The following is a 16,251-nucleotide window of genomic DNA, read 5'->3' on the forward strand; positions in this document are numbered from 1 at the left end:
TCCACGCGCCTGCGGGAGGCGCGACGGTTTAGTCGGTTTACCCAAAACTCAAATTGAAAGTTTCAATCCACGCGCCTGCGGGAGGCGCGACTGCCCAAGTGGGCATGTTGCTTAGGCAATATGCAGTTTCAATCCACGCGCCTGCGGGAGGCGCGACTTCAAAGACGATAAGATTATTGTTCATTATGAAGTTTCAATCCACGCGCCTGCGGGAGGCGCGACGTGCTTATCAAAAGCCAAGGCCACCTTGTTTTCTGTTTCAATCCACGCGCCTGCGGGAGGCGCGACGAGTTAACCTGAGACAGCGCCTCCATCATTTTGATGTTTCAATCCACGCGCCTGCGGGAGGCGCGACTTTATCAAAGCTCAGACGGTGGACTGACATATCAGTTTCAATCCACGCGCCTGCGGGAGGCGCGACCAATGAAAAACCAAGTAACAGATTCTATTCTCCATGTTTCAATCCACGCGCCTGCGGGAGGCGCGACCCAGTAAATAAAAGTTACTCGATAATAAAATCAGTTTCAATCCACGCGCCTGCGGGAGGCGCGACTGCCTTATTTCAAAGGCACGCTTACACTAACATAATGCATTATTTCCCGCTAACTTTGTGCAAACAAAAGCCGTTCGCTTGCAATACTTAGTCAAAAAGTAAATTTATCTATATTTTTAAAGAACTTATAAAATCGCTAGATCACTGGGGTTTTCATGAGAACTACACCCTAGCGATTATAAAATTAAGGTATCTCTGAATATATCGAGGGCAACTTTAGCACCATGGTGCTCAACTTTGTTTTGCCAGTTTCTGCCAAGCTTATAGAAGCGTAGACTGTCTACTTTAGGATCATAAATAGACAAAAGTTTGTCTTTAAAAATCAGCCATTGCGTTGAGTCTATCTCACATTCAAATACTGAATACTGCACACGCATACCATAATCTAGACATACTTTAGCCAATTGTCGAAGTCGCTTTTGTCCATCTTCACTAGTAAATGATACATCGTATGTTACTAATACCATCATTGATAAAACTCCTTATTTTTTAATGACAAAAGGAGGGTAATAATCAAGATCTCCTCGCAGGTGTCGCGCCAATAGCATAGCTTGTATATGAGGAAGTAAACCAATTTGCACTTTCTCTTTTAAAAATGGATGCATTAACTCTTCTTGTTTTTTAGCCTGATATGCTTGAAACACTTGCTTACGCGCATCATCCTTTATTGTGACTCCACCTACACAGTCCGTTTCAAAGTCTTTAATCGTTAGGGTTTGGTTATTAAAGAGTTTTAGTACGATACTATCGACTATATAGGCTCTAAATTCTTCTAAGAGGTCAAGTGCTAAACTGTTTCTGCCGGGTCTTTCTTTATGTAAAAAACCTACTTGTGGATCAAGCCCTACGCCTTGCAATGCGCCACTAACTTCTTGCCCAAGCACTGAATAGAGTAAGGAAATCACGGCATTGACTGGATCTTTAGGTGGCCTGCGCGTGCGCTTATCAAATAGCTGTTTATTACCATTACCTTTAAACATATCAGCAAACGCGGCGAAATAATGTGATGCGGCTTCACCTTCTAGCCCTAAAATTGTGTCGTAAGCAGTCACGCCTTTAAGTTGCTCAATAATTTGTTTTAAGCGCTCTATGGCCTTTTCGATTTGTGGTGTCGCTGTGTGATTGCGTCTAAAACGCAATAGCAACATACGTGATGAACGAATTTTTGCGGCCACAATATGTTTTGCTAGTTCGTTTGCGGTTAACTCGTCGACATTAAACTGCTGCCTACGCAGCAATACATTACCAGTTTGTTTACCTACTACATTTGCTAAAAATCGACCATGCATATCGAAAAAAGCCAAGTGTGTGCCGTTCTCACCACAAAAACCGAGCAGCTGCGGCGAAACCATGATATTACCAAAGCAAAATATACTGCCAATGGAATGGATTGGGAGCTGCATCAACTTTTGCTTTTCGCCAGCTACTTTTTGCTCAATCAACAAGGTTTCGCGTTGTTTATGCAAATACACACCATCTTTGGTGATATAAAGTGAATTTTGCAGTTTTTTCATTCAGCCTCCATGTTGAATAATTCTGCTATGTAACGATTAGAACCATCATGTTCTGTTAAATTTGGTTGGCAAATATCAATAAGTGAGCAAGCTTTACAGTGTTTGCCTGTTGTCGGTGATGGAGTTTTGCCAAGCTTGAATAGTTTCTGCACTTGCGTAATAAGTGCATGGGTTTGAGCGCGTAATGATTGATCAAATTCAATCTCAATACGTTTTCGTGTTTGCCAATACCACAGCGCGCCCTGTTTCACTTCAACGTTAAGCATCTCTTCAATGCACAGTGCTTGCGCACAGAGTTGCACTTGGTCTATATCATTAGTTTTTGGCTTACCACGTTTGTATTCAACGGGTATAAATTGATTACTAGCTTTATGGTGTTCTAGCAAATCGAGTTTGCCTGTTAAGCCTAGTTGTGGCGCAGAAACTACTACGCCACGTTCAAAACGCACACCTTTGCGCGTTTCTGGCTCGCCATTGTCTACCCGCTCGTGCAACTGCCGACCATGTGCGGTAAGGTAATTTTCTTGCCATACTTGCTCGAGGTGGATCAGTGCACACTGGCGCTGACAAAAAGCAAAGTGCTGTAAAGCAGAGATGTTGACTAAGCGAGCTTCTAGCATTAGAAGCCTTCTACTACTTCCGGCTTCAATCCATCTAGCGAAGATATCAGTGAATCATTAAGTGCCGAGGTTTCAAGCGGTAAACCCTGGTCAATATGCTCGCGAAGGGTTTGGTGTACTTTTGCTGAAGAATATTGACCAGACTTAGAATTGTGTTGCCACCAGACAAGGTGTGAGATCCCCATAGAGCCTTCTGGGCGTGCCGATGACGCGTCACCTTCAAAAAGTTTTACTAATACATTTTTAATTTTGTCGGCATCTTCATTACTGAATCCTGTTTTATCAGCCAGTTGTGGGGTCATGGCTCCGAAGGCAACATAGATTGCTTTATCTACTCGGTGTTTCATACCCATAGTATCTGAAGACTTTTTAGTACCATCCCCTTCGCCACTAACACTCTTGGTAATTTGTGTGCTGGTAATGCTTACTGGCTCGATGCTAAAAGCGCTTTGAATAGTTACCGGACCACGGATTGGAATTGAAACCCCATCAGAGCCTGTGCCTTTAAACGCAAACACTTGACCAAATGCACGTACATCAAACCATTTTTCACAGCATAATTTAGCTGCTTCAATTGGCGCTGTTTTTTTACTGTTGAATGCGTCTTTTCCAAGGCCAAATTCGTCTGATTCAGCACGATTGCGTAGGCTTGTCATACCATCTGTTTTCTTTTCATCCGATTGAACAAAAATACTCTCACCCGCTTCTTGCAAACGGTCGCGAATTTTGCGCTTTAAACACACATCAGTAATTTCACCAAAGCCGTCATAGTCTGTACGTGGGCGGTTGCCATTAAGTGGATCACCATTTGGGTTGGCGTTTAATACGTTAAAAATTAATGCAAAGTCGATTTTATTTTGTAATGACATAGTGATGTTCCTTTTCTTAAACTGTTTCTTCTAGTGATTCTGTGGTTTGCTCAGCAGTAACTTTTTTAACCCATTGGCCTTTTTCGACTTTATGGGTTTCTAGCCACATCATTTGATTGTGAAAGCCTAACAAAAACTCAGGGCTTAGCTTTTGGTTTGAGGTAAAATCTGCGGGCTCAAACATGTCGGTTATTTGGCTAATTAAAGCTTTTGTTGCTTTGTCATACCCTTGATAGTTGTTGAATAACCTTTGCTGGTAAGGCACTAGGGCATTACTGATATTTAGCCAAGTTGATGATGGCCTATTAACAAATTGCGTCATAAATCGCTCAGCCGTTGTTAAACGGTTTGCTTCGCTACTTGAGAGCGCTATTTTTTCAACCTTATTTGCTACCGCCAGTAAACGACCAAACAAATAGTCGCGACTGGCATTGTCTTCTTGTAATGCCATTGGGTATTCCTTTTGAATAGTTGAATTGGTTGTGCGGGTATAAAACCCTTTGATCAGTGAGCAGGCAATGCCTAAATTTTGTAACCACAGCCAAGTTTGATCTGATTTATAGGCGACTCGATTAACTGCACGGTGAAACGCGCTTTGCATAATGTCTTTCGGTATAGGTCTACCCTCAACGATACAAGGGTACAAACGGGTAATGAGGTTTTTCTTCAAGGTATCGGCTGATTTAAGTACATCGCCGTATACGCCATCAAGCACTCGGTATAAACTCGGCGCACTGTTAACCCATTGCCACTGCTCATTGATTTTGACTCTTTGTTGCCAGCCAAGATCGAGATGCCATTGCTCTAATCGCGCCAAAAACTCTTTGGCGATGGTTTCGCGGTAATACAAAATGCCCATCCGCCCGGGTGTGGCTGAATCTAGTCCTAACAGTGCAATTTGTTCGTTGTCGTCCAGCTGGTTTTTAGTTTTTATACCGTTAAAGTAAAGTTTTAGCTGATTAGCGTATGCGCGACCTAGATCTTGAGTGTGATCAATACTATTGGCTTTTTCTAATAAACTGGCCAAATTAGTAAAGTCGGGCTCAGTAACATTGGGCACCTCTTTACCTGATACCGCCCATGCTAAATAAACTTGGTCGCCATTTCTAAACACACTCTGTTTTGTGAGCAAGCAGCGCAGAGCATTGTGCGCTTTTTGTGTCACCTCAAAGCTAATATTGCACGCTTCTTCATTGGATAAAAAGCGACCTCGGAAGGTATAACCGCTCTTATCGTTCGCTGAAATTAGTTTCGCTTTATCACCGCTGTGGCGAATTTTTGCGGGGTGATTGCTAGCAACAAGCTTGTCTTCGCCTGTGGCATAACACAAAGCAGTGCTATCGCCATTTTGGCTATCAAATGCAATCCAACTTTGTTGAATACTTGGGTCAAGCCAAGTTTTCGATTGTGGATCGCCGGGTATTTCAACGCTCCAACATACAAGCGCAGAGCCTTGATCAAATAAGCCTTTTTCTTTTGGTAGAATTTTTAGTAACGCTGGGGTTTCACCCTCATCATGCCACTTTGTAAGCAATTGCCCATCTTGTGCATGCAGCACTTTTTCGGCGATTAAATCTGCAACCACAGAGCCTTTGGCGATATATTGATACACAGCAATTACAGCGGGATGGCTATGCTCCGAGTCACACCACGCTTTTAATTGCGTTTTATAAAGCTCAAAACCAGACTTTTTAATGCCACCAAAATCAGCATAGTCTTTCGCAATATATTGAACTTTGTCGGCCAATGCATGAGCACATAAACCACTACTACGCCCCGCTGATTGTTCAGTGGCAGGCAAAACTACTTGTGCTTTTTCAAGCACTTCAGCGCGAATAAATTCTCCTTGATTGTTAATTACAATATGAATATGCGCATTTTGCAGGGTATGACAAATTGGCATTACTTGTTGTTCAAATGCCAAGGTGTCATTGAGTTTTTCAAGCTCATCGTAGCTTTTGTAGAGCGTTGTTAACCATGTCATAGGCAACTCTCCGTTTGCTCAACACTTTGCACATTTTGTTCAAGCTCAAAACTTTTTGCGCTCATTTTTCTTACATGACGTGTTACTGGGCACGCTGTGACATGAGGATATTCAATTACCCCGTATTTCATTACACCATGCCAAAACCGACTAATTAGTTCGTTGTTGCCAGTTTCATCTGGGTAGCCAAAACTGTGAAACATTAAGCCAAAATCCAACTGGTCAAGGTCGTCGTAAGCGCCTTCGCCTTCACCAAATACACAAGGTTCAACATATCCTTGGCAATCGCGCGTGCCTAGAAAGATATCTTGTCGCCCGCCTTTTTCAAGCATGCGTTTCGCAATAGCGAAATGCTTACCGCCTATGCGGTCTTTCGCCAATTCTGGTCGATGTTCATTCCATTCAAAATGGGCTTCAATTTGGTATTCGACATCGTGTAAAAAGGTATAGTATGCGAGTGTGTTACCACCGCCCCAGTTCAGGGGTTTTGTACCTTTAGTTTGGGTGCGAAGTGGTTTTATCACTCTGACTTTATCAACGTGCCAAACGAGTGTTGGCTTCCAGTATATTGATTTTAAAACTCCTTTAATCGCCTCGTAGGTGGGAATATGATAGGTACACTTTTCACCCCCTACTTTCGTTATAGGGTCGGTAAATAATGCATACCGGCCCCATAATCTAAAACTAATACTGTTTTTCACATGGCTCTCCTTGTTAAAAACATGGTTGCTTTTAAAAAATTAAATCTTGCTGAGTGTTCGTCACTTCTAAACTCAAGCCAAAATCTTGGCTGTAAAATTCTTCGCTCAAATAAAATACAGCTTCATCTTGCGCTATTGGGTACACAGCCTGCTGATCAATGAGTTTTTGCCACACATTGGGAAAGATATTCACACTGTACTTTTGTGCGACTTTTAACAGACTACGATAATTTGCAGCATCAAAGCGTTTATCGAGCGCGCATAACTGCGTGATTATGCTTTTTGCTTCTTCATTGAATGGCACTATCACGGAATGCACTGGCGCATCAATGGCTTTAAACTGTTTGGCAGCGGTCATAAAAGACTGATTTAAAACAAATGGATTATTCTTTCGCAACGGGCCAATATATTCATTATTGCTTAGTAGACTAAGTATGTTTTGGCCCTGCTTGGCTGGATACACCATCTCTTTATGACGCTCATAAAAGTAGTATTTAAAATACCGGTTCATCGTCTCTGGTTTAAGCAAGTCTTCATCTGCAAACTCGGTAAATATGCGCTTGGTTGCTGCTATGCCGGTTTTAATGTCCTCCAGCATGCCGACATTTTCTTGGGAAGGATTAAGCACATACACATGGCCTTTTTTCTGCTTGCCATTGCGATTACAACGCCCTGCCGCTTGGGCAATTGAGTCAAGACCTGCAACAAATCGAACAACGCAGCCAAAATCAACATCCACCCCAGCCTCAATAAGCTGAGTACTAATACACAAAGTGGCCTGCTCGCTTTCCAGGCGCACTCTGACTTCATCTAAAATTTGTTTACGATGAGCCGAACACATGCCGGTACTTAAATGAAAGATTTTCGTTTCATCAGCAATTTGGTTTTGCAAAGTTTGAAATAAAATTTTTGCCCACGCTTTGGTATTTACAATCACTAAACAGCTTCGCACTGCTGATAATTGTTGTTGCACTAGTTCAGTGATTTCGGTTTCATTCCACCCGTCTTTTTTTGTCATGTTTTTTAAGCTCACTCGTTCTAGCTGTTGATAGAGCTTGTCGATATTTGGAGTAAGTTCATTTTCGAGCGGTAATTGCAGTTCACCAAACGGCTTTACCTGTTCAGGTAACTGATTAAGTAACGGCTGAGTGGCTGTGCACATCAACGCGGTGGTGTTACAAAAACGCGTTAAATAGTTAATGGTGTTATTGAATAAATGCACGCAACGGATAGGGAGTGTTTGAATTTCATCAAACACGAGTACCGCATTGCTAAGTTGATGCATACGCCTTGAACCACGTGTACCGCTTGCAAACATGCTTTCAAGAAACTGCACCATGGTTGTAAGCACTATGGGTTTATCCCAATTTTCACAGGCGAGTTTTGAGCGCCACGTTTGTTGCTCTGGCTCTAAGCTTGAATGATGCTCTAACACCCACTCATCAGTATTGGTTACACCTAACACTTCGCGAATAGCGTTGGCATTTTGTTCAATGATCGAGGTAAACGGGATTATGTAAATGATCCTACCTAGATTGTGCTTTTTGGCATGATGCAAAGCAAAGCGCAGACTTGCATAGGTTTTACCGCCCCCTGTGGGTACGGTTAAGCTGTATATACCTGCTTCGTCTTGCGCACGCTGAGAACAATTATCTGATATTTCTGCACGAATATGATCGATTGGATTCTCTCGCTTAAGTTCAGCGATATATGTTTCGATTTTATCGCAAGCAAACGCCCAATCTGGTTGATTAAAACGCTCTATTTTGTTGCTAGGTTGTTCAAAGTCTGCACTGTCAATTCGATCTGCATCAATGAGGCAACTAAACAACATTTTGGTAAACATACCAAGGTAATAATCATGCTCAATTGCTGATAGCGCGAACTTATCGAACATGCCTTTGAGATGTTGGCTGCTTTCTAAAATAAACTCAAAGCTCGCGAGAGATTGCGCTTGCAAGAGCAACTCTGGATCAGCATTTTTAATACATTCATTTTGATGGGTAAGTTCATCTGACTTTTTTATTCTGTTTGCAAAAACATTCTCAGATTCTGACAAACTATCAATGAGCCCACTATGATGCGACGCGATACACATGCATAGAGCTTGGACAACTGCAAACCCGTATTGCACTAAATTCGGGTTTTGTTGCTGTAATTTCCCTAAGGAAGGACAAAGCATATTAAATACCCACTGTGCACCAGCACTTGAATGGTCAATTTTGCCTTTTAAGCTTTTACTGCTACCTTCGTCATTGTCAGGATTATAATCTGGGGAGTTTTCTTTAATAATCAGTCGCATGTACTCTTGAAACTCAGTGCTGTATTTACCAAAATCATGCAGCAAACCAATTAACCGGCCTTGTTCAGCAAAGCCAATCTTTGTGGCCAATTTGGCTGTTAGTGCACTTACCCCAAGTAAATGCTCCAAAACGCTTTGATGATTACCGAGTTGAGTATCTGGGTGAGCGATATATTTGTTCCATTTTGATTGGTCTGAACTATCCACAACCCTTCCTTAGTTACATTTAACCATCAATTGTTATTATGTTTTGAACATATCTACTTAATTATGTCGTTACAAGTAAATTCTGTGGGTAATAAAGATCGCTGGGTAAACCAGCTCCTACGAGGTGGTGTGGAGTCAGTATAAGGTGCTTTGTGTAGCGGTTGGTGCCTCAAAGATCGCTGGGTAAACCAGCTCCTACGCGGTGGTGTGGAGTCCGTATAAGGTGCTTTGTGCAGCGGTTGGTGCTTGGTAAAGATCGCTGGGTAAACCAGCTCCTACGCGGGGTGTATCGCTGGGTAAACCAGCTCCTACGCGGAGGTGTATCGCTGGGTAAAACAGCTCCTACGCGGGGTGTATCGCTGGGTGAACCAGCTCCTACGCGGAGGTGTATCGTTGGGTAAACTTGCTCCTACGCGGAGGTGTATCGCTGGGTAAACCAGCTCCTACGCGGGGTGTGTCGCTGGGTGAACCAGCTCCTACATGGAGGTGTATCGCAGAGTAAACCAGCTGCAATATTAAAAGGTGATTGTTATGCTTTACAAAAAAGTACAGTTGTTCTATTTTAATAAAAGTACAAGTGTTCTTTTTTAGAGGTCAGGATGAAATTCAGCTACTTTAACGACAAAGACGGCTCACTTATTACCAAGATAAGTCGGGGTGTCACAGGGCTTATGTGCACGCTTGCGCCACCTATTACTTCGAGGTTAGGTCAGGTACTACTGATGAGTCCGCATGGTAAGCGTCAGTATCAGTTTAAAAATAAAAAACCCAATGGTGAGTTCAATATTCTTACCTCGCTAGGTCGCGTTCATGTAAACGTGTTTGGCCTTGGTCCGAAGACCGTTGTGTTAAGTCATGGTTGGGCCGATAACAGCAGTTGCTTTGATACTTTGATCCCTGAACTCGTAGCAGCGGGATTTTGCGTTGTGGCGATTGATCATGTTGGTCATGGACAATCTCATGGTAAGCAAGCCCATTTGCTGGCTTTTGTTGAAGCACTGGATACCCTGATTGAGAAGCTAGAAGCCGATCGCCATGATATCGTGGCTTTGGTGGGGCATTCTATGGGCGCTGTGGCGCTGATGAACTTACCGGATTATCGCCTAGAAAATCGTGTGGTTATAAATGTTGCAACTCCCGTGCAGTTTTTTGAGCTGATGTTTGAGCGCGTTGCGCGAGCGGGTATTTCTGAAAAAATGCTGCACCAAGTGTTAGGCGCTATCACCACAAGATATGGCACGCATTGGCATTTGATCCGAGATAAATTCCACGACGGTGTACTTAAGTTTAAGCCGACATTTATTCACGATACCGAGGACCGATTTGCGCCATTTGAACACGTAGAGTCGCTTATCGCTGCCACTCCTGAGCGTTTAATCCAAACCTCAGGCCTTGGACATCGCCGCATTTTAGGCGATACTGGCGTTATTCAACGTATTACTCAAAAAATAACTGCATAAGTGATGAATAAAGGCGAGAGAACGAGACAAACCATTTTAGAGCAAGGTATGCGCTTTAGTAGCCAATATGGCTTAATAGAAGTCACTATTGGTTCTATGGCAAAGCTTTGTGGCTTGTCTCGCAGCGGGCTTATCTCGCATTTTGACAGTAAAGAAGATATGCAGTTGGCGATCCTCGATTACTGTGAAGATCAATTTATGCTGCATGTCGTCGCACCGGCACGGCACCAAGATCCCCTAGTGCAACTCAAAATGCTCTTTTCTATTTGGGCAGACTGGACTCGTGAACTATTTAATGAGCCACATTCAACTTGCCCATTTATCAAAGCGTTGGTTGAATTTAATTGCCATACAGACAGCCCGATTCATACCAAAGTTACCGAGCAACATAACCGATTATTTAGCTATATTAAGCATAAAATTGTGCAAGGGATAGAAAGCGGTATTTTTCATCCTGAGCTTGATGCGCAGTGCGCGGCGTACGAGCTATACAACTTGTATCTAGGCCATGCGATAGCGAAAAATACGGTACTAACAGAACATGCCAGCGAGTTGTTTAAACGTAATATTGAGCACTTACTTGAAAGTTATCAAGCTGATCCAAAAACACGGAGCGTATCTACATGATTGAAATAATCTCTACCCCAACCCGCGATATTGTTGAGCAGCTTACTGAGCTATACATCGCGACCTTTTCAGCGCCGCCACGTAATGAAGAAATAGACCAAGCAGCCATTCGCTTGCTTATGGAAAAGGAAATCGAAGAAGGCGAAGTACGTGTTATTTTTGATGACTCAACAAAGCAACTTATAGGCAGTTTGTCGCTAGTGCCAATCGCGCATTTTAAAGATAAAGCGCGCTTTGATCTTACGTCAGGCCTATACATTTCGAACTTTATGGTTGATGCGAATATTCGCGGCAAAGGAATTGGCAAGCAATTACTACAAGACACCTTAGCCGCTACTCGCCAACCTATCCACACTCGTTGTCGAGTAGATGCCTTAGCAGTGAATCATTTATTTCAGCGCCATGGCTTTAAATTGGTTGCTAATTACACAACAATTATGAATAACTCGGTTGCGGCGCGTAATATCTACACCTATCAAGCTGAATAATCTGCGGATAATCCCTGGATTGTCATTGTTGATTAATACATTCACTCTTATACTTTGCCAAAGAGTCGTCGTGTAGAGTAATGAGATGCTGAGGTTTTTTTCGATTGAACACGGTGTAATTTCCGAAATGGAACCAAGCGCCGGCACCCCGATTGAAATAGCAATCAAAAACGCCCATTGGATAGATACTATTAATCCCACTGAGGAGGAGCGAGTTGCTCTGGCAAACACGCTAAATATTACCCTTCCTGGTGCGGATGATGTAGAGGAAATTGAGGCCTCTTCGCGCTGTTTTATCGACAGCGAAGGTCTGCATGTACACGCTTTATTTATGTCTCCCAATGACGGGCGTTTTAATACGGTGACCGTGGCCTGCTTATTACAAAAAAACTGCTTATTAACCATTCGTGATGACGAGCTTGCAGATTTTAGGTTGCTGCGACTGCGTGCGCGTAAAGGGCAAGTGGCGTGCGATAACCCAAAACAGCTGTTAGTGACTTTGTTCGACCAAAAAGTCGAAAACCATGCGGACATGCTTGAGGATATGCACCACCAGCTTGAAAAGCTCAGTGCCTATGTGCTTGAGGAAGAAGACTCAGATCTAGAAGAAGCTGTTAGTCGTATTTCAAGGCTAGAAGATGCCAACGGTAAAGTGCGCTTATGTTTGATGGATACGCAGCGCAATATCTCGTTTTTAATGCGTCATGTGGGGGTGCAATCTGAGGAGCGAGAAACGCTACGGGAAGTCACACGAGATATCGAAACGCTAATGTCGCACTGCGCCTTTCTCTTCGATAAAGTGAATTTTTTGATGGACTCTACGCAGGGTTTTATCAATATCGAACAGAACCAAATTATTAAAACCTTTTCCATTGCCTCTGTCGTATTTTTGCCACCCACTGTGGTTGCCAGTGTGTATGGAATGAATTTTAATAATATGCCAGAGCTAAACTGGGCATGGGGCTATCCTTTTGCCATTGCTATTATGCTGCTCTCTGGTTTTGCTCCTTATTTATTCTTTAAACACAAAGGTTGGCTGTAAACTTTGGTTAATCTAGAGGTGTAGCTTCATTTCAAGCAGGCAAGGTGTAAATCCCGCTTTTTCATAAGCGCGAATTGCTGCGGCATTACTACTGTATACATCAAGGTAGAAGTCGTTGACGTTTTGGGTTTTACACCAAGCGATTAAGTGCTCCATGATCGCTTGATTCAAACCTTTACCACGATGCTCAGGTGCTATATACATAAACCCAAGATAACCATGCTGCGTGTGCTGTAACTGCTGTTTAGATGCTCTTATCTGCACATACCCTGTTGCCACTATTTGCTCTGATACTTCACCAACAACCACTAACGTATTCGAACAAGTGAGTAATTTTTCAAAATCGTAGTATTTGGCGTCTTGTGATTTGATTGTTGGGTTATACGGACGCTCAGCTTCGATCACTTGCTGTTCTAAACCTAGAAGTGTAGTTAACCTGAGCTGCGGATAATTAATGCCTTTCTAGCAGCCAGTTTTAGCGCTAACTGCGTTGAATTCACTTCCAATAGCCAGCTATTGGTGCGTAAATTCGCCTTGTTTTCCCTAAAACTCTCTGGCTAGACAAGGAAAAAACTAAGTTGTGCTTTAGCAACAATGAGTTGGAACATTCCTTATCCAAACCTCAGGTTAGTTAAGTCGTTGATGGTGGCTGGTCTAATTATCATATTTTTTCCTTAAAAAAAGCCACCTTAGCTTAACTAAGGTGGCAAAGCCACTATCTACAGTGTTAAAAATTGTCAGGGACTACATGAGGTTAAGGCCTAATGGTCGTGAGATTCCTCTGCAGTAATACCAAGCCATACTAGTTTTTCTGGTACGTAATCTAGCTCAAGTGTGTCTACCAGTTTGGCTTCTTCTAAATCAAACTTTTTAATTTGTTTTGCGATTGGGTCGCTCACATATACTGCTTGCTCTGAATGAGAAAATGTAATTTGGAAGCCGTGACCTTCTGGCATCGTAGTTAAATCAGCATCACTTACTTGTACTTCACCTGCAGCTTCAAAATGGTGTTCACCATCATGCTCATGACCGGCAAAAATGCTGAGTTTACCTGCGGTATCCATCACCACAACATGCTCACCCGCAAAGCTAAATCCAAAACTCGCAATGCGATAGTTATCACTTACTTGCCATTCAAGCTTCTCGATATGGCCGTGCTCTGGGTCAACCATCAGCACATCATTACCTGCTGATGCGATAAATTGCTCTGCATCATGGTGGCCTTTGAGGGTGCCAATTCGCTGCCCGTCAGCAAAGTAATCTGGATTAGCTAGTTTTACTGCACTAAAGCTTTCGCCTTGCTGAGTGATAACCGCAACACCATCACCACAACCAAATGCCACAGCTTCTTCATTTTGTGCGCTGCCGTGAAGTGCTGGACAGCTTACGTTAAATACCTGCTCTTGATGAAAATGGTCACCATGCGCATGATACAAACCAATTTGCGAGGGTAGAGAAGTTTCGGTTTGAGGGTCTCTGATCGTGCTAATTAGAAATTCGCCTCGAGCTTGCGCCGCACCGTGCATGTAAGTGTCGTAATGTAATGCAGCGACTTCGCTTTGCTCGCCGCTAATATGCGCTTCACTAAACATCGCGGCACTGGCATTTTGTTGGCTGTCTTTGTCGCCATCTGAGAACACAGCAATACCAGACTCACCGACAGTCACGTGTGTTGGCTTCACTGATTCTAAATGGAACGAAGCAAGTGCAGGCGACTCTTCGTGAGTATGGTGATGGTCGCCATGCTCCTCTTCATATAAACCACCGTCAATAAACTCCACTAAACCTTGGTCACGTTGTACCAAGACAGCAAAGCGGTGATTTTCAGAGCTATATACATATTTTGGATAGTGTGTAACGCCAATCGAGTCGATAAGTGATTTATCCGCCGTTGAGTACACATTCACAACGTTACTTTCTGCGCTAGTGACTAACAGGCGACCATTTGCGTCTGTGATCGCATCTCCATGATCATGATCATGATCATCGTCATCATTGCCATTATCTTGTGCTGGCGGGTCTACTTTTACAATTGTGTGCTCAGTACCACCACATGCAGAAAGAAGAATTGCGGAAATGGCAACTGCCAAAAGTTTACCTTTTAATACCATGAGAGAGATCCTATTTTTATTTATGTTATACCATAACTTTAAATATGTTATCTTATAACAAAACTAAAAACAACACCTCGACTAATCACCTATTGACTATTTTGCGCGCAAACCCAATAGTGAAGTATGAAATCCACTTGGCATTACCAGACAAAAGACACTCTCTAAATAACCTGAGCTGCGGATAATTAATGCCTTTCTAGCAGCCAGTTTTAGCGCTAACTGCGTTGAATTCACTTCCAATAGCCAGCTATTGGTGCGTAAATTCGCCTTGTTTTCCCTAAAACTTGCTGGCTAGACAAGGAAAAAACTAAGTTGTGCTTTAGCAACAATGAGTTGGAACATTCCTTATCCAAACCTCAGGTTAAATAACAAATGCCTTGATGTAACACTCCGGCTATATAAAAAGGACTACTTAATGGACTATTTGGTTGCTATCACTTTATTTGCTATTGCGTCTTCCGTAACGCCCGGGCCAAACAATATTATGGTAATGACGTCTGGCGTTAATTTTGGCTTACAGAGAAGCATCCCCCTGTTAAGCGGTATTTGTGTGGGCTTTTCGATCATGCTGTTGCTGGTCGGCTTGGGTTTTGCGCAGCTTTTTGAGCTATTTCCTAGTTTGCACTTTATTTTAAAGTGCATTGGCGTCATTTACCTTTTATATCTTGCCTACCTTGTCGCGATGTCTTCACCCACGACTGATGCAGACTCAACCCCTCAACCTTTTTCGTTTTTAAAAGGCGCGCTATTTCAGTGGGTAAACGCAAAAGCATGGATTGTGGCAATAGGTGCTATTTCAACTTATACCTCCGCTGACGCAGATTTTATGAGTCAAAACTTGATGATCACCATTGTCTTTCTGTTGGTGTCATTTCCTTGTGTTGGGATCTGGTTAGTGTTTGGTTCGTCGCTGAAACATGTATTAAAAAATGAGCAAAGTCGTAGATGGTTTAATTTTGTGATGGCTGCATTACTTGTGCTTTCAGTAATGCCAATTGTGCTGGAGATCTTTGCAGGATAATACCCTGCAAAGATTACCGTGTTATTGTTACTTGTTGTCCGCTTTTTACCGACGGGCGATCACCCACACTGCATGCACAATTCCTGGTATATAACCCAACAATGTCAGCAAAATATTTAACCAAAAAGCCCCGCCAAGACCGACTTGTAAAAATACACCAAGTGGTGGAAGCAGAATTGCAATGATGATCCTCAATAAATCCATTGTTCTCTCCTAAAAGTTATAGACGCTTTCATCCTGCATGGGTTATGCCAACTCAAAGGAATGCCTTTTGCATTAACCCAATAACAGTATAGGAGATAAAAAATGCCAGATTGGATTAATCTTGATTTAGCACTCATTTGGTATCACTTTTACCAAATTGTTTTTGCGTTTTTACTTACATTACCTTTAGCTATTAATAGAGAGAGTCGCTCTGATAGCGCGGGGCTTAGAACATTCCCATTAGTCGCTATTTCCTGTTGTGCTTTTATTTTAACAAGTATGGATGTATTTGAGTCACATGAAGCACAAGCGAGAGTCATGTACGGTGTCATTACTGGAATTGGTTTTATTGGTGGCGGTTCAATTGTGAAAAACGATAATTCCACACATGGCACAGCAACCGCTGCAGGTATCTGGTTAACCGGGGCAATAGGGATCTCTAGTGCATATCAGCGATATGAAATCGCAATTGTATTAAGCGCGGTGGGCTTTATGGTATTTCGCTTACTTGAGCCTTATAAAAAGCCATCCAGTTCCCAATAAGT

General features: G+C 42.7%; 16 protein-coding genes and 1 CRISPR repeat array (1 of these 17 running past the window's edge). Of the genes, 6 read left to right on the plus strand and 10 right to left on the minus strand.

The window, feature by feature from the left end:
• A CRISPR array of direct repeats spans positions 1-553; the repeat unit is 32 nt; unit sequence GTTTCAATCCACGCGCCTGCGGGAGGCGCGAC; it begins 400 nt to the left of the window's first position.
• Between the two features lie 176 nt (positions 554-729).
• Genes cas2 through cas3 form a run of 7 tightly spaced genes read right to left on the minus strand, consistent with a single transcriptional unit; the run spans position 730 to position 8,750 of the window.
• Positions 730-1,023, minus strand: a complete 294-nt coding sequence (cas2, locus tag L1271_RS15310) for a CRISPR-associated endonuclease Cas2 (protein WP_010603689.1) — start codon at positions 1,021-1,023, stop codon at positions 730-732.
• A gap of 12 nt (positions 1,024-1,035) precedes the next feature.
• Entirely contained in the window at positions 1,036-2,067 is a 1,032-nt protein-coding gene (gene cas1c / locus L1271_RS15315; protein WP_010603690.1) for a type I-C CRISPR-associated endonuclease Cas1c, read from the minus strand.
• Positions 2,064-2,687, minus strand: a complete 624-nt coding sequence (cas4, locus tag L1271_RS15320; RefSeq protein ID WP_193521657.1) for a CRISPR-associated protein Cas4 — start codon at positions 2,685-2,687, stop codon at positions 2,064-2,066. The genes cas1c and cas4 overlap by 4 nt, the downstream gene beginning before the upstream one ends.
• The gene (cas7c, locus tag L1271_RS15325) at positions 2,687-3,556 is read right to left on the minus strand and encodes a type I-C CRISPR-associated protein Cas7/Csd2 (RefSeq protein ID WP_235368211.1); all 870 of its coding nucleotides are present in this window, start codon (positions 3,554-3,556) and stop codon (positions 2,687-2,689) included. Before cas7c ends, cas4 begins: the two co-directional genes overlap by 1 nt.
• Positions 3,557-3,572: 16 nt before the next feature.
• Positions 3,573-5,540 (minus strand): type I-C CRISPR-associated protein Cas8c/Csd1, encoded by a 1,968-nt coding sequence (gene cas8c / locus L1271_RS15330; RefSeq protein ID WP_235368212.1) that lies wholly within the window; start codon positions 5,538-5,540, stop codon positions 3,573-3,575.
• Positions 5,537-6,241, minus strand: coding sequence for a type I-C CRISPR-associated protein Cas5c (gene cas5c / locus L1271_RS15335; RefSeq protein ID WP_235368213.1), 705 nt, complete (start codon positions 6,239-6,241; stop codon positions 5,537-5,539). The genes cas8c and cas5c overlap by 4 nt, the downstream gene beginning before the upstream one ends.
• Positions 6,242-6,272: 31 nt before the next feature.
• The gene (gene cas3, locus L1271_RS15340) at positions 6,273-8,750 is read right to left on the minus strand and encodes a CRISPR-associated helicase Cas3' (protein ID WP_235368214.1); all 2,478 of its coding nucleotides are present in this window, start codon (positions 8,748-8,750) and stop codon (positions 6,273-6,275) included.
• Positions 8,751-9,349: 599 nt separating this feature from the next.
• Here cas3 and L1271_RS15345 point away from each other — a divergent pair.
• From L1271_RS15345 to corA, 4 genes are all read left to right on the plus strand, one after another.
• Positions 9,350-10,210, plus strand: coding sequence for an alpha/beta fold hydrolase (locus L1271_RS15345; RefSeq protein WP_102058426.1), 861 nt, complete (start codon positions 9,350-9,352; stop codon positions 10,208-10,210).
• A 3-nt stretch (positions 10,211-10,213) separates the two neighbouring features.
• Complete coding sequence (locus tag L1271_RS15350; protein WP_102058425.1) at positions 10,214-10,837, plus strand: TetR/AcrR family transcriptional regulator; 624 nt, start codon at positions 10,214-10,216, stop codon at positions 10,835-10,837.
• Positions 10,834-11,325 carry a GNAT family N-acetyltransferase gene (locus L1271_RS15355; protein WP_102058424.1) on the plus strand — a complete coding sequence of 164 codons (492 nt, stop codon included), beginning with the start codon at positions 10,834-10,836 and terminating at the stop codon, positions 11,323-11,325. The genes L1271_RS15350 and L1271_RS15355 overlap by 4 nt, the downstream gene beginning before the upstream one ends.
• A gap of 85 nt (positions 11,326-11,410) precedes the next feature.
• A complete protein-coding gene (gene corA / locus L1271_RS15360; RefSeq protein ID WP_235368215.1) occupies positions 11,411-12,367 on the plus strand; it encodes a magnesium/cobalt transporter CorA in 957 nt (318 codons plus the stop codon).
• Between the two features lie 12 nt (positions 12,368-12,379).
• Here the strand turns inward: corA and L1271_RS15365 are convergent, their stop codons facing one another.
• Entirely contained in the window at positions 12,380-12,772 is a 393-nt protein-coding gene (locus L1271_RS15365) for a GNAT family N-acetyltransferase (RefSeq protein ID WP_235368216.1), read from the minus strand.
• Positions 12,773-13,128: 356 nt separating this feature from the next.
• Positions 13,129-14,478 carry a YncE family protein gene (locus L1271_RS15370; RefSeq protein WP_235368217.1) on the minus strand — a complete coding sequence of 450 codons (1,350 nt, stop codon included), beginning with the start codon at positions 14,476-14,478 and terminating at the stop codon, positions 13,129-13,131.
• Between the two features lie 418 nt (positions 14,479-14,896).
• Between L1271_RS15370 and L1271_RS15375 the strand changes: the two genes are divergently transcribed.
• Positions 14,897-15,502: a LysE family translocator gene (locus L1271_RS15375; protein ID WP_010603703.1), complete on the plus strand. Its 606-nt coding sequence runs from the start codon at positions 14,897-14,899 to the stop codon at positions 15,500-15,502.
• A gap of 45 nt (positions 15,503-15,547) precedes the next feature.
• Here L1271_RS15375 and L1271_RS15380 read toward each other — a convergent pair whose 3' ends face one another.
• On the minus strand, positions 15,548-15,706 hold the full coding sequence (locus tag L1271_RS15380) for a YqaE/Pmp3 family membrane protein (protein WP_010369885.1): 159 nt from the start codon (positions 15,704-15,706) through the stop codon (positions 15,548-15,550).
• A gap of 102 nt (positions 15,707-15,808) precedes the next feature.
• Between L1271_RS15380 and L1271_RS15385 the strand changes: the two genes are divergently transcribed.
• Entirely contained in the window at positions 15,809-16,249 is a 441-nt protein-coding gene (locus L1271_RS15385) for an MgtC/SapB family protein (protein ID WP_010603704.1), read from the plus strand.
• Positions 16,250-16,251 lie beyond the last annotated feature (2 nt).

Source organism: Pseudoalteromonas sp. OF5H-5, assembly GCF_021530695.1.
Lineage (GTDB): Bacteria > Pseudomonadota > Gammaproteobacteria > Enterobacterales > Alteromonadaceae > Pseudoalteromonas.